Genomic DNA, 19526 nt, shown 5'->3' on the forward strand with positions numbered 1-19526 from the left:
GCGTGGCCGGGGGCGGGGCGGGTGAGGTGCGTTTGCCGGCACAGCCAGCCAGGGCCAGCAGCAGGCACAGCAGCAAGAGGGGAATGCGCGGGTTCACGCTGGTAGCCTCCCTGGGTAGAGGCTGGATGAGGTCTTCTGATTATAGGAGCGGGAAGGGCCGCAGAGCGGCCCCTTTTTGCAGTGCGAAAGCCATGTTCAGCCCTCGCGTTTCAGATGCAGCAGCGGATACGGATCGCCCTGGCCATCGACTTCGCTGCGTCCGGTCTGGACGAAGCCCTGGCTGAGGTAGAAACCCACGGCCTGCGGGTTCTGTTCGTTGACATCGACCTCGCGTACGCCCAGTTCGGCGACGACGTCAGCCAACAGCGTCTTGCCGATGCCCTGGCCGCGGTAGATCGGATCGACGAAGAGCATCTCCAGCTTGCCCTCGTGTACCCCGGCGAAGCCGAGGATCTGCCCCTGTTCATCGTACGCGGCGCGCAGCTGGACGAAGCCCAGGTACTGGTCGCGTACCAGCGGGCGCAGGCGTTCGATGTAGCCTTCGGGAAGAAAATCGTGCGTGGCCCGCACCGAGGCTTCCCACAGTTCGGTCAGTCGCTCGAACTGCTCTGCGCCGACTGGCGCGATGGTGTGTTGCATAAGACCTCCTGGCGTGTAATTGCCGGGCGCATGGTAAGGCGCCCGGCAAGCCTTGGCCAGCGAGGCCTCAGCTCGGCCAGCAGGACTGGCGGATCACGCTGCAGAAGTTGCCGGGATGGAAACCCGGTTCCTTGTCGGCGATGACATCGCCCTTGACGTTGCCGAAGGTGGTCTGCGGCTTGTGGCGGATGCCATCGTAGAAGGCCTGGATGATCGCTTCCTTGAACTGCTCGCCGCGAGGGTGGACCTGGACCACGGCGTCGCGCTCGGTGGCGCTCAGCCCCTCGTGGTGCAGGCCGAGGACGTCGGTCTCGACACCGGCGGTCACCAGTGCGATCAGCGGGTGCATGAACTCGGGAATACCCGGTGTGGTGTGCAGGGCGATGGCGGTCCAGACCCGCTCGATGTCGCGTTCGGCGATGCCATGGCCCTTGAGGAAGTCGCGGGCGGCGTTGGCGCCGTCGACCTCGAAGCGGCAGCAGTCGCTGCTGTGCTGATGGGTCAGGCCCATATCGTGGAACATGCAGCCGCAGTACAGCAGTTCGCTGTCGAACTTCAGACCCAGGCGCTTGCCGGCCAGGGCGGCGAAGTAGAACACCCGGCTGGAGTGGTGGAACAGCAGCGGCGAGGCGGTGTCGCGGACCAGTTCGGTGATTTCACGGGCCATGGCGCTGTCAGGCACCTGGATACCGGCGATGGAGGTGGACATGGGTGACTCCTGGTGTGGTGGTGGAGTCAGTGTGGCGGGGCGAGTGATTGTCCTCAATTGACGTTATGCGCCATATCCTGCCATTGTCGGTCTGCGACAGACATGGCCTGCGCATGGGGTCGGCCGGGGTTTTATGCTGTCGCTACCCACCCTTTGCGCGCCTACAGGATCTCCAGATGCCCTCGCTGACCCTCGCCATCCTTGCCATGCCCGGCGTCCAGTTGCTCGACGCCAGCGGCCCGCTCGATGTTTTCGCCGAGGCCAACCGCCAGGCCGGTCGCGAGGTCTATCGCCTGCGCCTGCTGGCCTGCGAGCCCGGCCCGCTGGTCAGTTCGTCCGGCGCACGCCTGCTGCCCGATGGCTGGATCGGCGACACCCACGAGCCCATCGACACCCTGCTGATCGCCGGTACGCCACAGGCGGCCAGCCAGCACCTGCGTAGCGGCATCCTCGACTGGCTGCGGGGGCGCGCCGCCAGTTGTCGACGCTACGGATCAGTCTGTACTGGCGCCTTCGCCCTGGCGGCTGCCGGCCTGCTCGATGGCCGACGCATCACCACGCACTGGGCGGTCGCCGAGGCCTTGGCCGAGCGCTATCCCGAGGTGCAGGTGGACGCCGATGCGATCCAGGTCCATGACGGCAAGGTGCGCACTGCGGCAGGGGTGACGTCCGGGCTGGACCTGGCGTTGAGCCTGGTGGAGGAAGACCTGGGGCGAGAGCTCGCCAAGCAGGTGGCAGGGCAGTTGGTGATGTACTTCAAGCGTCCGGGCGGGCAATTGCAGTTCAGTCGCCAGGGCGCCTCGTCGCCGGTCGGGCGCTCTGTGTTGCAGGGGCTGCAGCGCTATGTGGCCGCCAATCCGGCCGAGGATCACAGCATCGCCAGCCTGGCGCAGCGGGCGGGTCTCAGCCCGCGGCACTTCGCCCGGCTGTTCCAGGCCGATGTGGGCATGACCCCGGCCGCCTGGGTGGAACTGGCACGGGTCAATGCCGCCCGTGAGCGCCTCGAGGGCGGACGCGAGCCGCCCAAGCAGGTGGCCGCCTTGTGTGGCTTCGCCAATGTCGACACCCTGCGCCGCGCCTTCGTGCGGCATGTCGGGGTCACCCCGGCGGACTACCGCAAACGTTACGCGCGCACGCTCTGATCGAGGTCGAGCTTGGCTTCGAGGCGGTCCAGGTGCTGGTGCATCAACGCCAGCGCCGCGGTGCTGTCGCCATCTTCCACCGCGTCGATGATTGCCGCGTGCTCTTCCCAGGCGCAGTGCTCGCAGCAGGGCGACTCGTAGCGGGCGATGATCAGCGAGGTCATCGGCACCAGGCCATTGAGAAAGCGCGCCAAGGGTGCGTTGTTGGCCATCTGCGCAAGCTTGAGGTGGAATTCGCCGCCCAGACGGATGGCCGTGCAGCGCTCGCCGCGTTCGTGGTGCAGGCGCTCGCGCTCGACCAGTTGGCGCAGTTGGCGGATCTGCCCCGGACGCGCGCGCTGGGTGGCCAGGCCGATCAGTGTGGTTTCAGCCAGGCGCCGTGCACTGAGCACCTGGCGCGCCTGCTGTGGATCGGGCGCGGCCAGGTGTGCGGTGTGGCTGGGGCGCTGCACCACCACCTGCTGGTCGGCCAGGCGCCCGAGCACCCGGCGGATCACTGTGCGGCTGACGCCGAAGGCATTGCCCAGCGCTTGCTCGGGCAGGGCGCTGCCAGGTGGCAGGCGCTGTTCGAGGATGGCGTCGAACAGGCGCGGGTAGATCTGTTCGGCTCCCAGGCGGCCTTCGCCGGTCTTGATCAACTGGGGCAGGCACGGGTCGGCGTGGGCGAAGGCGGTCATGATCGCTCTCCTGACGTCAAAGATGCGGGTCCGGATGGTCGTCCGGGATATTCAGTTCGATGCCCATGCGCTGGCCCTCGGCAAGGATGTGCCGGCGCATCTGGGCGCTGGCCTGGGCGCTGTTGCGTGCGCGGATGGCGCGCACCACCGCCTCGTTCTCGTCGAGCCGTGCGGCAAGGTGTTCGGGGGAGTCGCGCAGCATGGCCGCGCTCTGCTTGAGCGCGTTGCTGGTCTGCTGCACCACGCTCTGGAAGATCGGATTGGTGGTCAGTGCGAACAGCGCCTCGTGAAAGGCGATGTAGGCGGCTACGCCTGCCTCGCTGTTGCAGGCGTCAACGGCTTCGCGCAGGTCCATCAGGGTCAGGCGCAGCTGACCGATGTCCTGGTTGCCCGCCGATTGCGCGACCAGCCCGGCGATGAAGGGCTCGAGGGTGTAGCGCAGCTCCAGCACATCGGCCAGGCTGGCAGCGCCGACGCTATCGGTGCTTTGTACCAGCGTGGCGTCGGCGTCCAGCACCAGCACACCTTTGCCAGGCATCGAACGCACCAGCCCGAGGGTTTCCAGTACGGTCACCGCTTCACGCAGGCTGGGGCGGCTGATGCCCAATTGTTCGGCCAGCTCGCGCTGGCCTGGCAGCATTTCGCCGCTGCGCCACTGGCCGCGGGCCAGGGCCTTGCGCAGCTTTTCCACCACGGAGTTGACGACGGTCGATGAGCTGATCACGGTTCGCTCCCTGATTGAAACCTGAGTCTCGGCGCCTGTGGGCCGGCGCTGAACGCCGGCCCTGGCACGGTCAGAATTCCTGCTGATGGGCCTGGCCCGGTTTGCGCGCTACCGGTGCGAAGCCGGGCTTGCCGGCCAGCACGTTGTTGGCGCGCTCCATGTCGATGTCCTTCTCCCAACGGGCGATGGCCACGGTGGCGACACAGTTGCCGATCAGGTTGGTCAGTGCCCGGCCGATGCCCATGAACCAGTCCACGGCCAGCACCAGCACCAGGCCGACCACCGGGATCGCCGGCACAGCGGTCAGGGTGGCGGCCAGGATCACCAGCGCCGAGCCCGGGATGCCGTGGGCGCCCTTGGAGGTGACCAGCGACACCAGCAGGATGGTCAGCAGGTCGGTCATGGCCAGCGGCGTGCCGGTGGCGTTGGCGATGAACACGATGGCCAGGGTGAGGTAGATCGAGAAACCGTCCAGGTTGAACGAGTAGCCGGTCGGAATCACCAGTCCCACGGTGGAACTGCCGATCCCCAGGTGTTCGAGCTTGCGCATCACCTGTGGCAGTACGGCGTCGGAGGAGGCGGTGCCGAGGACGATGGTCAGTTCCTCGCGCAGGTACTTGATGAACGGGATCAGCTTCAGGCCCGACACGCGCATTACCGTGCCCAGGATCAGCAGCACGAAGCCTGCACAGGTGATGTAGAACAGCGCCACCAGCCCGCCCAGGTGCTGCAGCGATTCCAGGCCGTACTTGCTGGTGGTGAAGGCGATGGCGCCGAACACGCCGATCGGCGCCAGGCGCACGATCATGCCCATGATGCGGAAGATCACATGGCTGAGTTCGTTGATCAGGCGCGAGATGCCCGAGGCTGACTCGCCGACCAGGTTCAGTGCACTGCCGAACAGCACGGCGAACAGCAGGACCTGGAGGATGTTGTTGTCGGCGAAGGCACCGATCACCGAGGTCGGGATCAGCTCCATGAAGAACGCCGTGGCGCCGTGGATGTGCGCACCGCGATCGGCCAGGGCGCCGGCATCGGCGCTGGAGAGCTGGTCGAGGTGGATGTTGGCACCTTGACCAATGCCGGTGGAGAAGGCCAGCACCAGGCCGATGACCAGGGCGATGGTGGTGAGGATTTCGAAGTAGATCACCGACTTCAGGCCGATGCGTCCGACCTTCTTCAGGTCGCCCGCGCCGGAGATGCCGCTGACCACCACGCAGAACACGATGATGCCGATGAGCATCTTGATCAGCTTGATGAAGCCGTCACCGAGGGGTTTGAGCTGCAGGGAAACTTCGGGAAAGCTGAGACCGCAGATAACGCCCAGGGCTAGGCCCAGGACAACTTGGAGGAAGATCGAACGCGAGCACCATTTGAGCATGGGAGGGATCTCTGATTCGGTGTCCCTGCTTCGATGCACGCCAGGGGATGGCGGGCGAAAGAGCGCAGGACTTAATTATTGTGGTCTTACCGGTTTGTCCAGTGCGGGGTAAATGTAAGCGCGAATTTCCGAGCTTGGCAAGGGCTTTTGGACTTACCGGTCTGACCAGTTTCAGGCGAGTGCACTGCAGGCGCTCTGCGCGGGGTGTTGGAAGGGAAAATAAATTTTGACGGGTGCGGCGTCGCTGGATACCGGGCCGACGGGCGGCCCGATATCAGCGAATGGGGGATTTTGAAGGGGTCAAGCTTGTGGTGCGAGGCTCTTGACCGACGCCAGTTCCGGGTGGGCGACCAGCTTGTCGATATGCAGTTCGTCGTCGTTCATCCAGGCTTCGGTCAGCACCCGGTAGTGCTCCATGTCGCGGCAGCGCATGCGCAGGCTGTAGTCGAAATGGCCGCTGATCAGCTGGCATTCATAGACCTGCGGGCAGGCCCGCACGGTGGCCTCGAAGGCGCGCTGGGCGGAACGCCCGCTCTGGTTGGACAAGGCCACCAGGACCAGCAGCGACAGGCCAGGCGACACCTGCTGCAGGTCGATGATCGCACCGTAGCCGCGGATCACACCTCGGCGCTCCAGCTTGCGCACCCGCTCAAGGCAAGGCCTGGGCGTGAGGTGCACGAGGGTCGAGAGCTTCTCGTAGGTGATCCTGCCGTGGTGGCGCAGCACATCGATGATCGCTTCATCGATGCGGTCCAGCGGCGGGTTGGCGGGGGAGCGGGTGGCCTTGCTATCCATACGGCGTGACTTCACTTCAAACGGTTTGAGAGAAACTGTTGCAGCCGCGCGCTCTGCGGGTGGTCCAGGATGTCGGCACTGCCGTGCTCCTCCACCAGTCCCTGGTGCAGGAACAGCACCTGGCTGGACACCTGGCGGGCAAAGCCCATCTCGTGGGTGACCATGAGCATGGTACGTCCTTCCTCGGCGAGCGTCTGTATCACCTTGAGCACTTCGCCGACCAGCTCGGGGTCGAGCGCCGAGGTCGGTTCGTCGAACAGGATGATCTCCGGCTCCATGGCCAGTGCGCGGGCGATCGCCACCCGCTGCTGTTGGCCGCCGGAGAGGAATGCAGGGTATTGCTCGGCGGCGCGCGCGGGCAGGCCGACCTTGTCCAGATAGGTGCGCGCTCGTGCCTGGGCCTCGGCGGCACTGATGCCCAGTACCTTGCGCGGCGCCAGGCAGATGTTTTCCAGCACGGTCAGGTGGCTCCACAGGTTGAAATGCTGGAACACCATCGCCAGGCGTGTGCGCAGGTTCTGCAGTTGTGCAGGTGGCGGTGTGCGGGTGCCGGGGCGGATCTGCAGGGTCTGGCCGTCGAGGGTGATGCTGCCGGCATCGGGCTGTTCGAGGAAGTTGATGCAGCGCAGGAAGGTGCTCTTGCCCGAGCCACTGGCGCCGATCAGGCTGATCACGTCGCCCTTGCGGGCTTGCAGCGATACGCCCTTGAGCACCTGGTGCTCGCCGTAGTGCTTGTGCAGGCCGTCGACGCTGAGCTTGATCGCGCTCGCATGGGCCTGGGTGGAGGGCGCGTGTTCGAAGTTCAAAGGCAGTGCGGTGGCGGTCATGGAATCAGCCTCGTACGGGATCAAGGAAGCGCATCCAGCGGCGCTCGGCGAGTCGGAACAGGCCGACCAGGGCGAAGGACAGCAACATGTACAGCAGCGCAGCCACGCCGAAGGCCTGGAAGGTCAGGAAGGTCGCGGCGTTGGCGTCGCGCGCCACCTTGAGGATGTCGGCGACGGTGGCGGTGAAGGCCAGCGAGGTGGCATGCAGCATGAGGATCAGCTCGTTGCTGTAGGCCGGCAGCGAGCGGCGCAGGGCCGCCGGCAGTACCAGGAACAGGTTCAGCTTCCATCCGCGCAGGCCATAGGCCTGGGCCGCCTCCAGTTCGCCGGCGGGCAGGTTGCGGATCGCCCCGGCGAAGATCTCCACGGTGTAGGCGCAGGTGTTGAGCACGAACGCAAGCAGGGTGCAGTTGAGTGCGTTGCGCAAGAACTGGTCGAGCACCGCGTGTTCGCGTACCACCTCCAGGCTGTAGAGGCCTGTGTAGCAGATCAGCAACTGGATATAGAGCGGTGTGCCGCGGAACACGAAGGTGTACACCTGCACCGGCACGCGCAGCCAGCTGTGGCGCGACACCCGCGCCAGCGCCAGGGGTAGCGAAAGGACGAAACCCAGGACCATGCTCGCCAGGAACAACCACAGCGTCATGGCCAGGCCCGACAGGCCACTGCCATCGTTGTACAGATAGGCGATGCCGTATTGCTGAAGGAGTTCGATCATCGTGCCAGTCCCCGCACGCCGGTGTTGTAGCGCCGCTCAAGGTGCTTGAACAGACGATTGGAAAGGGTGGTGATCAGCAGGTAGACCAACCCGGCCACGCACAGGAAGAACAGCATGTCATTGGTGGTCTTGCCGGCGTTCTGCGCGGCCTTGACCAGGTCGGCCAGGCCGATGATCGACACCAGTGCAGTGGACTTGAGCAACACGAGCCAGTTGTTGCCAAGGCCCGGTAGGGCGAAACGCATCAGTTGCGGGAACAGCACCAGGCGAAAGCGCTGGGCACGGCTCAGGCCGTAGGCGGTGGCTGCCTCCAGTTGACCCGCTGGCACGCTGAGGATCGCGCCGCGAAAGTTCTCGGTGAAGTAGGCGCCGTAGATGAAGCCCAGGGTCAGCACGCCGGCGCCGAAGGGGTCGATCTCCACGTAGTCCCAACCCAGTGCTTCGGTGAGGTCGTTTAGCCAGATCTGCATGCTGTAGAACAGCAACAGGATCAGCACCAGGTCCGGGACGCTGCGGATCAGTGTGGTGTAGAGGGTGGCCGGGATACGCAGCACCTTGGAGTGCGACAGCTTGGCGCTGGCGCCGACCAGGCCGAGCAGCAGGCTGAGCAGCAACGACAGGAATGCCAGCTTCAGGGTCATCCAGGTGCCTTGGGCCAGCAACGGGCCGAAGCCTTGCAAAGAAAGCAAGTCGTTCATGAGAGGGGTCTCGTGCGACGGGATGGCTTGGGGATCGAAGCTGTCGGCGCTGGCCGCTTCGCGGGCAAGTCGGGGCCAGCGCTGGCAGCGACGATCACTCGTTGTAGATGTCCAGGTCGCCCACGTACTTCTTCTGGATTTCGGCGTAGGTGCCATCGGCGTGGATCGCCGCGATACCCTTGTCGAGCAGGGCCTTGAGCTCTGGATCGGTCTTGCGCAGGCCCATGGCGATGTCCAGCGGCAGGCTTGGGTCCTTGATCGCCGGGCCGCTCTTGAAATCGGCGCCCTCAGGCTTGGAGAGGAAATTCAGCTGGGCTTCGAGGCGGTCGGTGACGGTAGCGTCGAGACGACCGTTCTGCAGGTCGGCGTAGTTCTGGTCCTGGGACTGGTAGGCCTTGACCTGCGCGCCGAGCGGGGTCAGCACGGCGCGGGCGTAGGCTTCCTGCAGCGAACCCTGCAGCACGCCAACCTGCTTGCCCTTGAGCGACTCGGGGGTGTCGCCGAAGGTGGCGGACTTGCGCGCCACTACCGAGGTGGGGCTGAGGAACAGACGGTCGGTGAAATCGATCTGCTTCAGGCGCGCGGGCGTGACCGCCATCGATGACATGATGGCGTCGAACTTGCGCGCACGCAGCGCCGGGATCATGCCGTCGAACTCGTTGTGCACCCAGGTGCACTTGACCTGCAGCTTGGCGCAGATGGCATTGCCCAGCTCGATGTCGAAGCCTTGCAGGCTGCCATCGGCGGCGACGGATTCGAAGGGTGGGTATTCGGGGAAGACGCCGAAGCGGATTTCTGTCCATTCCTTGGCCTGGACGGCAGTGGCACACAGCGAGAACAGCAGGACGCCGAAGCGTTTTCGCATGGAGAGCATAGGTGTGGTCCCTGGGTGTTGTTATTGGTTGTAGGGCGGCGCAAGTGCGTAGGTCTGTCCGTGACTCTGGAGTCGGGGTCAGGATGCGCGAGGCAGAGGGTTTTTTTGTGTCGTTTGTGCGGGTGCTGGAGACCGGATTCGGTCGTTAACGGCGGAGCGACGGCGGAATCCGCTGTCATGACATCGATTTACAGATGTGCGACAGCGGTTTTGGTGGGTGGGCCCGGAAATAGGGCGGGTGCGATCCTGGTCGTCGCTATTCGGTCGGCGCTATTCCAGGGTGCGCCCGGCCCGCCAGTAGCCCATCAGCGTCAGGCTGTCGCGTGCCAGGCCACGCTCTTTGATCAGGTAGCGGCGGATCTCCATCACCGTCGCTGACTCGCCGGCGATCCAGGCGTGAAAGGCGGCGGCCTGGTCGCTGGCCAGCTCCCAGAGGCGCTGGTCGATGTCGACCTCCTCGAGCTCGGCGTTGCGGGGCGCTGTCGCGTTCGGCAGCGTGGCAAGTTCGTGTATCGCGTGCAGCATGCCTTGGCCGTGATCGCAGGCCAGCACGTCGCGGGGCAGCCAGTGCACCCGGGTGGCCGGGCCATGGTGCAGGTCAAGGCAGTCGAGCTCCAGGGGAACCTCGATAAAGGCTTCGACCGCCAGGTGCGGGCGGGTGTCGGCCAACTGTTCGAGCGCCCCGGCGATCGCCGGCAGCGCGGTCTCGTCGCCTACCAGCAGAATCTGCCGTGCCTCGCGTGGGGGCTTCCACTCATAACCGCCGGGGTCGCCGTCATAGGCGAGGTTCGGTGCAACCATCTGCAGCCGATCACCGGGACGCGCATGGGTCGCCCAGGCCGAGGCGGGGCCATTGATCCCATGCAGGACGAAATCCACCTCCACCTCATGCTGCTCGCGCCGCAGCGCGCGCAACGTGTAGGTGCGCATTGGGGGCGTCTGCTCCGCCGGGAGGTCGCGCCGTGCCTGCTGCCATTTCTCGTGCTGGGGGAGTCGTGGCGGCTGGCCGTCAGGGGAGGGGAAAAACAACTTGATGCGCTGGTCCGGCGCCAGGGTGGTCATCTGCCCGATGTCTTCGCCGGTGAAGACGAAGCGACACAGCGAAGGGCTCAAAGGCACGATGGTCTTGAGTTCGACATCGAAGATCCGGTAGGCGCTGGCGCGATGCGGGCGTATCAGGCGCGACAGGAAGGAGGTCATCGGCAGCCTCTGCTGGCAAGGAGTCTTCTGAAGGAACGAGTGCCACCTGCGGTGAATTAGCCCCGGTAAATTTTGCCCGCCAGCGTACGTTCTAGCTTGGATAGAAGCCGCAGCATGGCTGGAACGGATAGAGGCGCAATGACCATTTCCCGACGAGGATTCATCGCAGGCCTGGCAGTGGCGGGGGCCGCGGGTACCGCCGCCTACTATGCGCACAAGGAGCTGACCCACGACCCTGAAGACGACATCGTCACCCCGGGCGAGGCCAGCGTCGAGCTTGCCGACCTTGCCGGGCAACTGCTGGCCGACCATTTGCGCGGTGTCTGGGATATCCGTTTCGAAGGCGCCGATGGCGGCCTTGAAGGCCTGCCGCGTGAGGGGGTCGAAGTGTTCTTCGACGTCGCCACCAAAGGCCGTGGCCTGCGCGGTTTCGTCGATACCGGCGAGCGCCTGCGGGCTGATGGGCCCGCCGCCTACCGGGTGCTGGGCGATCTGGTCGGCGCGTCGTCTGCCCAGGTGCGCTGGTGTCTGCTCAGTGAGAAAGGCGGGCCGGGCTATGAGTGCGTGGCCAGCCTCGACGAGGTCTGGGGCGAGTTCGCCAACGCCGGCAGCGGCACCCTCAGCGGCCGCTTGCAGCGCCTGGACCGGCCCTTGACCTTGCCGGTGGAGGACAGCCGTTTCGTTGCCGTCAAGCGCCTGTTCCCAGAGGCGCGTGAGCGCCTGCCCTATACCCCGGCCATGCAGGCCTGGGTCATCAGCCCCGAGCACCGCCTTTTCCACCAGCTCTGGCATGCGACCCGCGATCAGTGGCACAAGATTCCCGAAGACAAGCGCAATGCGTTGCGCGGCCTGGGTTGGCAGCCAGGGCCGCGGGACCGCGAACGCGATGCCCGCGGGCCGCGCAAGCACCGCAATGGTTCGGGCGTGGACTTTCTGTTCATGCACCGGCACATGCTCGATGCTGCACGCGCCCTGCAGGACCTGCCCTCCTGGCAGCGCTTTCCGCTGCCGCAGCCCAATGTCGAGTTCGACCGGCAGGGTTTTGCCCGCTATTACGACAACCACGACGGCTGCTGCGTGCCGCCGCCCTGGCAAGCGCCGGGCGACGACGAGTATGGCCAGTGGGTGTCGGCGATCAAGGCCGGGGAGACGTTCTGCAGCAATTTCCAGGTCTGGGAATCGCAGTACCAGGACCCGCAGTACCTGTCGAAGTTGAGCCTGGGTACCTTCGGCTCGGAAGTGGAGATGAACCTGCACGACTGGCTGCACATGTGCTGGGCCTCGGTCCCCCGGGACCCGTCCAACAGTGCACCGGTGCCCTTTGCGCGCGACCCGTCGGATTTCGCCGGGCGCTGGTTCGGCCGCGAGAACGACTTCCTGGGCGATCCGTTTTCCTCTCACGTACACCCGGTGTTCTGGGGTTTCCACGGCTGGATCGACGACCGGATCGAAGACTGGTATCGCGCCCATGAGCGCTATCACCCGGGCCAGGTGCGGCGCCTGCAGGTCAATGGTGTGAAGTGGTTCGCGCCGGGCCCTTGGGTGGAAGTCGCCGACCCCTGGCTGGGGCCGGACACGCATGGGTGCAGCACCACGCCGGGTATTCGTCCGGGCAAGACGGTGGAGATGGATGTCGAGGTGATGAAGCTTGCGCTGCGTATCACCTTCGGCGAGGAGGACGGCATCGCCGACCTGCTGCGGCGGGTGCCGCGTCGGCCTTGGTACGCGCGTAACCTGTCGATGAAAAATATTCTTTCCTGAGTAACACCGAGTCGTGCTTATCGCGCGCAAGTCTCAGCGGCGGTTCGCCGCTGCGACTTGCCCGCGAAGAAGACAACCCGCGCCGACGGGCTGACCTCAGAGCCTCCATCCCCCGCCCAACGCCTTGTACAGCGCCACGCTCCCCAGCAACCTGGCCAGGCGCAGCTGCGCCTGCTGGTCTTCAGCCAGGTACAGGGTGCGCTGCGTTTCCAGTACCGTCAGCAAGGTTTCGGCCCCCGACGCATAGCGCTGTTCGGCGAGGCTGAAGGCGATGCGCGCCTGTTCCACTTCCTGATCCTGCCACTGGCGTTGCCGGTCGACGCCGTCGATCGCATTGAGCGCCTTTTCCACGTCGGCAAATCCCGCCACGATCTGAGCGCGATAATTTTCCAGCAATTCTTCCTGGCGCGCCTTGGCCTGGTCACGTTCGGCGCCGCGTCGGCCTCGGTCGAAGATGGGCGCGGTGAGGGCGGTGGTGAGGGTATAGAAGGGGCTGTCGAGCACGTTGGCGAAGGTTCGGGCGCCACTGCCCAGGTCGGCGCCCAGTACCACGCGCGGCAGCATGGCGGCCCTGGCGACCTGCACGTCGGCGCTGGCCGCCGCCAGGCGTGCCTCGGCGGCGGCGATGTCCGGGCGGCGACTGAGCAGTGCACTGGGTACGCCGCTGCCGATGCCTGGCCAGTTCAGTGCACTGATCGACTCCTGGCTGGTACCCAGGCTCTGCACCGGGTCACCGAGCAGGGTGGCGAGTGTGACGCGGTTGTCCTGCCACTGTTGCTCCAGCAACGGCACCTGGCGCTCCTGGGCGGCGACCAGGCCGCGTTGCTGGGCCAGTTCCAACCGGGTCGCCGAACCGGAGCGTTCACGGGCTTCGACCAGGCGCAGGACATCGCGCGCGTTGTCCAGGTTGAGCCGGGCGATACGCCGCTGCTCTTGCAATGCCAGCCCTTGCAGGTAGCTGTCGGCGACAGCGCTGAACAAGGTGAGCTCGACCGTCTGGCGGTCGAATCGGCTGGCGTCGAGGTTGCGCAATGCACTGTCGCGGGCGGCGCGCAGGCCGCCCCAGAAATCGATTTCGTAACTGGCGCTCAGGCGCGTGGCGAAGGCGGTACTGGTGCGTTCGCTGCTGGTGGCGTCGAGCTGGTCGTTACCGTCGCCGCGCAGCAGGCGTTGGCGGCTGCCGTCCACCCCCAATTGCAGTTCGGGCAACAACGGCGCTCCGGCGATCACGGCGCGGGCCTGGGCCTGGCGCACCCGTGCGGCAGCGGCCGCCAGGTCGTGGCTGTTGCTGCGGGCGCGCCCGATCAGGCGATCCAGTTCGCGGCTGGCGAACGCCTGCCACCAGGCGCTGTCCGGCAGCGCCTGGTGGGTGTCGGTGGCGCCTTGCCAGGTGGGCGGTGGCGTGATGTCGGCCTGCGGCGGCGGTGTGCTGTTGCAGGCGGCGAGGCAGAGGCTCAGGGTCAACAGGCTGATGCGGCTTGGCAATGTCATGGGCTACACGCTGGTAAGGGCTTTGACCGGGTCGAGTCGGGCGGCTTTGCGCGCCGGCATGAAGCCGAACACGACACCGGTGATCACGGCGCAGGCAAAGGCGCCGAGGATGGCGGGCAGGGCGAAGGCCACGGCGATATCGGCCAGCAGCAGCGCACCGCCGATGGTCAGGGCCAGGGCGATGCCGGTCACGCCGCCGACCATCGACAGCATCACCGCCTCGGTGAGGAACTGGCGCAGGATGTCGCGCTGGCGAGCGCCGGTGGCCATGCGGATACCGATCTCGCGGGTACGTTCACGCACGGTCATGAGCATGATGTTCATCACCCCGATGCCGCCGACCAACAGCGAGATGGCGGCAATCGCGCCGAGCATCAGCGACAGGCTGTTCTGGGTGCGCGCCTCGGCCTGGATCAGCGCCGCGTCGTTGGTCAGGTCGAAATCCTGCTTGCCCTGATGACGCTTGCGCATCAGGTGGGCGATGGCCGCTTCGGTCTCCGAGACCCGGCTGGAGTCGGCAGCGGTGATGATCACGTATTCGGGATCGTGCTTGCCGAACAGGCGCATGGAGGCGGCCGAGTAGGGCACCACGATGCGCTCGTCGCTGTCCTGGTTGCCGGAGCTTGCGCCTTTGGCCGCGAGCACGCCGACGATCTGGAAGGGCACGTTCTCGATCAGCAGGTACTGGCCCAGCGGATTGCTACCGGGGGGCAGGAGCTTTTCCTTGACCTTCTGGCCGATCACCGCCACGGCGGCGCCGCTGCGCTCGTCGGCGTCGGTGAACAGGCTGCCTTCGACCACCGGCCAGTTGAGGATGTGCGGGAATTCGGTGTTGTTGCCCCCCACATAGAACGACTGGTTGTTGTTGCCGTGGCGAACCATCAGCTCGCCACCGATCACCGGCATGATGCGCTGCACCTGGGGCAGGCCGGCGATGGCGGCAACGTCGTCGAGGGAGACCAGGCCCGCCGCTTCGCGGGCGGTGGCGTGCTTGCCGCTCAGGTAGAGGATGTTGGAGCCGAAGGCGGCCATCTGCGCCATCACCTGGCGCTTGCTGCCTTCGCCGACGGCGAGCATCACCACCACCGAGGCCACGCCGATAACGATGCCGAGCAGGGTCAGGGCAGTGCGGAAGCGGTTGATCCACATGACCCGCCAGGCGGCCTGCAACGATTCGACCAACTCGCCTTTCCAGGCGCCGCGCAGGCTGGCGCCGCGGTCCAGACGCTGGCGCAGATCATCGGCCTGCAAGCCAGGTGTGGGCGCAGCGGGCGAGCGATCGGCGGCCGAGTCGCTGATGATCGCACCGTCGCGGATCTCGATGATCCGCCGCGCCCGCGCCGCCACCTCACGGTCGTGGGTGATGAGGATGATCACGTGACCTTGGCTGGCCAGTTCGTCCAGCAGGGTCATGACCTCGGCGCCGCTGTGGCTGTCGAGGGCGCCGGTGGGTTCGTCGGCGAGAATGATGTGGCCGCCATTCATCAGTGCCCGGGCGATCGATACCCGTTGCTGCTGGCCCCCGGACAACTGGTGCGGGCGGTTGCCGGTGCGGCTGGCCAGGCCCAGGCGTTCGAGCAGCGCGGCGGCGCGCGCATGGCGTTCGGCTGCAGGTGTACCGGCGTAGATCGCCGGCATCTCGACGTTCTCCTGGGCCGAGCCTGAGGGAATCAGGTGATAGCCCTGGAACACGAAACCGAAGGCCTCGCGGCGCAGCCAGGCCAGTTCGTCGCTGTCGAGTTCGGCGACGTCACGGCCAGCGAAGCGATAGCTGCCTCTTGAGGGGCGGTCGAGGCAGCCCAGGATGTTCATCAGGGTGGATTTGCCGGACCCGGAGGCGCCGACGATGGCGACGAACTCGCCAGGCTGGATGCTCAGGCTGATACCACGCAGCACCTGGACCTCGGGCGAGTCGATGCCGCCGTAGACCTTGTGGATGTCATCGAGCTCGATCAGCGGTGCGTTCATTCAGCCTCCGCTGGCGCGTGGTGCGCCGATGACCAGTTGCTCGCCTTCGCTCAGGCCGTCGAGGATCTGTACCCGCAGGCGATCGCTCAAGCCGGTGCGTACCTGGCGCTGTTCGACTTTGCCGTTACGGTTCAGGACCTGCGCCAGGCGCATGCCTTCGGTGGGCGCGTCGTCCAGCGCCGCCAGCGGCGCGGTGAGCACCTGGCTGGCCTGGCCTGCGACGAAGAACACCTGGGTGGTCATCTCGGCCATCAGTGCGCCGTCAGGGTTTTCCACGTCGAGCAGTACCGTGTACTGCACCACCTTGCTGCCGGTGGTGCCGCTGCTGGCGCTGGCCGGGCTGCCGCCGCCCTGGCTGGTCTGGTCGAGCGGCTTGGGTGGGATCGGCAGGATCTGGCGCACGGTGCTGGTCCAGCGGCGTTTGCCACCGGCCAGTGTCGTGAAGTAGGCGGTCATGCCAGGCTTGACCTGGCCAATGTCGGCCTCCGAAACCTGGGCCCAGACGGTCATCGGCGACAGGCGGGCAATGCGCAGGATCAGCGGGGTCTGCTGCTGGGCGTTGAGGGTCTGGCCTTCGCGCGCGTCCACCGCCACCACGGTGCCGTCCATCGGTGCGTAGATCCGCGTATAGCCGAGTTCTGCCTCGTCGCTGCGCAGGCTGGCCTGGGCCTGGCGGATCTGCGCCTGGTACATGTCGATGCGTGCCTGGGTCACCTTGAGCTGCGCCTGGGCCTGCTGGACATCCTCCTGGCGGGTCGCGCCGGCCCTGGCCAGGTCGTGCTGGCGCTGAAACTGCTGTTGGGCCAGCAGATACTGGGCACGCTGTTCGGCAAGCTGGGCCTTGAGGTTCTCGATCGAGTAGCGGCCGGCGTCCAGGCGGGCCTGTTGAGTGGAGGGGTCGATCTCCACCAGCAGTTGGCCCTTGCGCACTTCATCGCCGGCTTCCACGTGCAGTTTGCGAATCTGCCCGGAGGCCTGGGCGCCGACATCCACATAGCGACGAGGCTGCAGGGTGCCAAGGGCGGTGACGCTGCTTTCGATGTCGCCGCGGGTGACCTGCACGGTGCTGACCGGCAGAGTGCCGAACGGCAGGGCTTTCCAGGCCAGCAGGCTGCCCAGCGCGGTCAGGCCCAGGCCGCCGAGAACGAGGCGGCGACGGAGTGTGGATGTACGTCTCATGCAGACTTCCAGCCAGGGATGAAGGGCGTGTCGCGCCTTGCAGGGCACGCACGGAGGTCACAGTTAGACGAACACTGGGGAAATGGATTTAGCCGCAGGTGAGAGGGTGTGTTGCTGAGAATGGTTGTAATTTGTAAGATGACACGCTGATATCACTGATGCGTATTTTCAATCGCATTGACGTTGCCCAACGGGAGAGGCAAGGGCCGTGGTGGAACATTACTATCGCGAACTGGTGAGTTTCCTCTCCTCGCGTCTGGGCAGCCGGCACGCGGCAGAAGATGTTGCCCATGACGCCTGCCTGCGCCTGCTCGAGCGCGGCGGTCACCCGCCGATCGAGCGACCCCGTTCCTTCCTCTACCGCACGGCACTGAACCTGGTGATCGACCGGCACCGGCGTCAGTCGGTGCGCCAGTCCGAGCCGCTTGAAGTGCTGGACAGCGACGAGCGCTGGCACAGTCCGGCACCGTCCCAGCTGCTGCACCTCGATGAGCGCCTGGAGATGGTTCGGCGCGCACTGGACGAGTTGAGTGCGCCGTGCCGCGAGAGCTTCCTGCTGCGCAAGCTCGAGGGTCTGTCGCATCCGCAGATCGCCGAGCGCCTCGGGGTTTCGCAGAGCGTGGTGGAAAAGCACATCGTCAATGCCATGAAGCACTGTCGCCTGCGCATGCGTCAGTGGGAGCAGTGAAAAGCGCGTGAAACAGGGGTGAAAAATCCCTGTGCAGCGCCTTGATTTATCGTCGGTTCCCGACAACTATCAAGAAAGAGACCCGTCATTGCCCGCACAGGCGCAGCAAGGCCAGGCAGTGTCTCTGACCACCTTGCCGCCAGGGTCCGGACCATGCCGAACAAGTCCATGCGTATCCTCATCGCCGACGAGCATCCCGCTCAGCGCCTGCAGCTGGAACGCATGCTCAATGGCTTGGGCTACTACCGGATCGCCCCGGTGGAAAGCTTCGAAGACCTGCAGCGCCTGGTGCAGAGCGCGTTGCACCCGTTCCAGCTGTTGGTGGGCAATATCGAACTGGGCAGCCATGCCGGCGTCGATCTGGCCCGCTTCTGCCGCGTCAGTCCGCAGATCCAGCATGTGCTGCTGTACCACTCCCAGCATCTGAAAGTGCCGAGCGTCGCGCAGAGCGAACGCCAGGCGGTCAGTGTCAGCCTGCCCAAAGTGCCCGATAGCGAGGCACTGGAATCGTTCATGGCGATCATCGACACCCCGCAGTTGCTGGGGCAGGTTGCGCTGCCGTCGGCGCTCGCTGGCGGTGCAGGCTGCTCCTGGCGGCGGATGAGCTTCTCGCACACCGCTTTCAGCCGTTCCAGCTGAGACGCATCGGCTTTTGCTATCCTCTTGCCCTTTGCCGATCTGCGGAACCCAGAAATGACTGCCATCGATACCGCCCGCGCGCCTCGTTTCAGCCGCGGCGATCACCGTACCCTGGGCCTTGCGGCCCTTGGCGGCGCGCTGGAGATCTACGATTTCATCATCTTCGTGTTCTTCGCCCTGACCCTGAGCCAGCTGTTCTTCCCGCCACAGATGCCGGAGTGGCTGCGCCTGCTGCAGAGCTTCGGGATCTTCGTCACCGGCTACCTGGCACGCCCTCTGGGCGGCATCCTCATGGCGCACTTCGCCGACCATCTTGGGCGCAAGCGCGTGTTCAGCCTGAGCATCCTGATGATGGCCCTGCCGTGCCTGCTGATCGGAGTCATGCCGACCTACGCCGACATCGGCTACGCCGCTCCTCTGCTGCTGCTGGCCCTGCGTATCCTGCAGGGTGCTGCGGTCGGCGGCGAGGTGCCCAGCGCCTGGACCTTCGTGGCCGAGCACGCACCGCCTGGGCGTCGCGGCTACGCCCTGGGCTTCCTGCAGGCGGGGCTGACCTTCGGTTACCTGCTTGGCGCGCTGGTCGCCACCTTGCTGGCGCGGCTCTACACCCCACAGGAAATCCTCGACTTCGCCTGGCGTTATCCCTTCCTGCTCGGTGGGGTGTTCGGCGTGTTCGGTGTCTGGCTGCGCCGTTGGCTGAGCGAGACGCCAGTGTTTCTTGCCCTGCGTGAGCGGCAGGCGCCGCCCGTGGCATTTCCGCTGCGCACGGTGCTCACCGGCCACCGCGCTTCGCTGATCCCGGCCGCGTTGCTGACGTGCGTGTTGACCTCTGCGGTGGTGGTGCTGGTGGTGATCACCCCGACGGTCATGCAGCAGCGCTTCGGGATCGACGCCGGGCATACCTTCGCGCTCAGCAGTGTGGGTATCGTCTTTCTCAATATCGGTTGCGTACTGGCGGGGCTGCTGGTCGACCGCATCGGCGCCTGGCGCGCGGTGACGATCTACAGCCTGTTGCTGCCGCTGGGGATCGGCGTGCTGTATGCCAGCCTGGTAGGGCAGTGGGGCTGGACCTGGGCGGCTTATGCGTTAGCCGGGTTGTCGTGTGGCGTGGTGGGGGTGGTGCCATCGGTGATGGTCGGGCTGTTCCCCGCGCAGATCCGGGTGTCGGGGATTTCCTTCACCTACAACCTGGCCTATGCCCTTTGGGCGAGCACCACGCCCTTGGCGCTGATCGCGCTGATGCCGTGGAGCCCCTGGGTGTGCGTCGGGTTCTGCCTGATCATGGGCGTGGTCGGGGCCTTGACCAGTGTCTTCTACGCCCAGGCCACGCCCCTGTGTGCCGAGGAGCGTGCGGTCGGTTGTTGAGTGTGCAGGCGCGCGGCACGTCGGGGCGCCGAACCGGCGCCCCACAAGGAG

Annotated in this window: 19 protein-coding genes; 5 read left to right on the forward strand and 14 right to left on the reverse strand. The window is 65.9% G+C overall.

Features of this window, described 5'->3' with window-relative positions:
* Window positions 1–195: 195 nt before the first annotated feature.
* Together IAE40_RS11865 and IAE40_RS11870 are read right to left on the reverse strand one after the other, a co-directional pair.
* Window positions 196–639, reverse strand: a complete 444-nt coding sequence (locus IAE40_RS11865) for a GNAT family N-acetyltransferase (RefSeq protein WP_112897857.1) — start codon at window positions 637–639, stop codon at window positions 196–198.
* Between the two features lie 67 nt (window positions 640–706).
* On the reverse strand, window positions 707–1348 hold the full coding sequence (locus tag IAE40_RS11870; protein ID WP_200603216.1) for an HD domain-containing protein: 642 nt from the start codon (window positions 1346–1348) through the stop codon (window positions 707–709).
* Window positions 1349–1524: 176 nt separating this feature from the next.
* Here IAE40_RS11870 and IAE40_RS11875 point away from each other — a divergent pair, with 176 nt between their 5' ends.
* On the forward strand, window positions 1525–2490 hold the full coding sequence (locus IAE40_RS11875; protein WP_054892433.1) for a GlxA family transcriptional regulator: 966 nt from the start codon (window positions 1525–1527) through the stop codon (window positions 2488–2490).
* On the opposite strand, the gene IAE40_RS11880 is transcribed toward IAE40_RS11875, so the two are convergent.
* From IAE40_RS11880 to IAE40_RS11920, 9 genes are all read right to left on the reverse strand, one after another.
* Window positions 2472–3167, reverse strand: a complete 696-nt coding sequence (locus IAE40_RS11880; RefSeq protein ID WP_054892432.1) for a GntR family transcriptional regulator — start codon at window positions 3165–3167, stop codon at window positions 2472–2474. The two genes, IAE40_RS11875 and IAE40_RS11880, sit on opposite strands and share 19 nt — an antisense overlap.
* Window positions 3168–3183: 16 nt before the next feature.
* Window positions 3184–3891 carry a FadR/GntR family transcriptional regulator gene (locus IAE40_RS11885; RefSeq protein ID WP_200603217.1) on the reverse strand — a complete coding sequence of 236 codons (708 nt, stop codon included), beginning with the start codon at window positions 3889–3891 and terminating at the stop codon, window positions 3184–3186.
* Between the two features lie 70 nt (window positions 3892–3961).
* On the reverse strand, window positions 3962–5272 hold the full coding sequence (locus IAE40_RS11890) for a C4-dicarboxylate transporter DctA (RefSeq protein WP_054892430.1): 1311 nt from the start codon (window positions 5270–5272) through the stop codon (window positions 3962–3964).
* Between the two features lie 300 nt (window positions 5273–5572).
* Window positions 5573–6067 (reverse strand): Lrp/AsnC family transcriptional regulator, encoded by a 495-nt coding sequence (locus IAE40_RS11895; RefSeq protein ID WP_054892429.1) that lies wholly within the window; start codon window positions 6065–6067, stop codon window positions 5573–5575.
* An 11-nt stretch (window positions 6068–6078) separates the two neighbouring features.
* Window positions 6079–6894, reverse strand: a complete 816-nt coding sequence (locus IAE40_RS11900) for an ABC transporter ATP-binding protein (RefSeq protein WP_232233559.1) — start codon at window positions 6892–6894, stop codon at window positions 6079–6081.
* Between the two features lie 4 nt (window positions 6895–6898).
* Entirely contained in the window at window positions 6899–7612 is a 714-nt protein-coding gene (locus IAE40_RS11905; RefSeq protein WP_197892539.1) for an ABC transporter permease, read from the reverse strand.
* On the reverse strand, window positions 7609–8310 hold the full coding sequence (locus IAE40_RS11910; protein WP_200603218.1) for an ABC transporter permease: 702 nt from the start codon (window positions 8308–8310) through the stop codon (window positions 7609–7611). The genes IAE40_RS11905 and IAE40_RS11910 overlap by 4 nt, the downstream gene beginning before the upstream one ends.
* 94 nt (window positions 8311–8404) lie before the next feature.
* Window positions 8405–9184 carry an ABC transporter substrate-binding protein gene (locus tag IAE40_RS11915; RefSeq protein ID WP_065861294.1) on the reverse strand — a complete coding sequence of 260 codons (780 nt, stop codon included), beginning with the start codon at window positions 9182–9184 and terminating at the stop codon, window positions 8405–8407.
* A gap of 270 nt (window positions 9185–9454) precedes the next feature.
* Complete coding sequence (locus IAE40_RS11920) at window positions 9455–10384, reverse strand: siderophore-interacting protein (protein ID WP_200603219.1); 930 nt, start codon at window positions 10382–10384, stop codon at window positions 9455–9457.
* A gap of 138 nt (window positions 10385–10522) precedes the next feature.
* On the opposite strand from IAE40_RS11920, the gene pvdP reads away from it, so the two are divergent.
* A complete protein-coding gene (gene pvdP, locus IAE40_RS11925) occupies window positions 10523–12145 on the forward strand; it encodes a pyoverdine maturation tyrosinase PvdP (protein WP_200603220.1) in 1623 nt (540 codons plus the stop codon).
* A gap of 96 nt (window positions 12146–12241) precedes the next feature.
* On the opposite strand, the gene IAE40_RS11930 is transcribed toward pvdP, so the two are convergent.
* The 3 genes from IAE40_RS11930 to IAE40_RS11940 are packed head-to-tail and all read right to left on the reverse strand — an operon-like array spanning window position 12242 to window position 16783.
* A complete protein-coding gene (locus IAE40_RS11930; protein WP_200603221.1) occupies window positions 12242–13636 on the reverse strand; it encodes an efflux transporter outer membrane subunit in 1395 nt (464 codons plus the stop codon).
* Between the two features lie 3 nt (window positions 13637–13639).
* On the reverse strand, window positions 13640–15604 hold the full coding sequence (locus tag IAE40_RS11935) for a MacB family efflux pump subunit (RefSeq protein WP_200603222.1): 1965 nt from the start codon (window positions 15602–15604) through the stop codon (window positions 13640–13642).
* The gene (locus IAE40_RS11940; RefSeq protein ID WP_200603223.1) at window positions 15605–16783 is read right to left on the reverse strand and encodes an efflux RND transporter periplasmic adaptor subunit; all 1179 of its coding nucleotides are present in this window, start codon (window positions 16781–16783) and stop codon (window positions 15605–15607) included.
* A gap of 211 nt (window positions 16784–16994) precedes the next feature.
* Here IAE40_RS11940 and IAE40_RS11945 point away from each other — a divergent pair, with 211 nt between their 5' ends.
* The 3 genes from IAE40_RS11945 (at window position 16995) to IAE40_RS11955 (ending at window position 19475) form a co-directional block, all read left to right on the forward strand.
* A complete protein-coding gene (locus tag IAE40_RS11945; RefSeq protein ID WP_054892480.1) occupies window positions 16995–17471 on the forward strand; it encodes a sigma-70 family RNA polymerase sigma factor in 477 nt (158 codons plus the stop codon).
* Window positions 17472–17624: 153 nt separating this feature from the next.
* Complete coding sequence (locus IAE40_RS11950; protein WP_200603224.1) at window positions 17625–18110, forward strand: histidine kinase; 486 nt, start codon at window positions 17625–17627, stop codon at window positions 18108–18110.
* Window positions 18111–18164: 54 nt separating this feature from the next.
* The gene (locus IAE40_RS11955; RefSeq protein WP_151924087.1) at window positions 18165–19475 is read left to right on the forward strand and encodes an MFS transporter; all 1311 of its coding nucleotides are present in this window, start codon (window positions 18165–18167) and stop codon (window positions 19473–19475) included.
* Window positions 19476–19526: the final 51 nt, after the last annotated feature.

This window comes from Pseudomonas sp. S44 (assembly GCF_016624805.1).
GTDB classification, from domain to species: Bacteria; Pseudomonadota; Gammaproteobacteria; order Pseudomonadales; family Pseudomonadaceae; genus Aquipseudomonas; species Aquipseudomonas machongensis.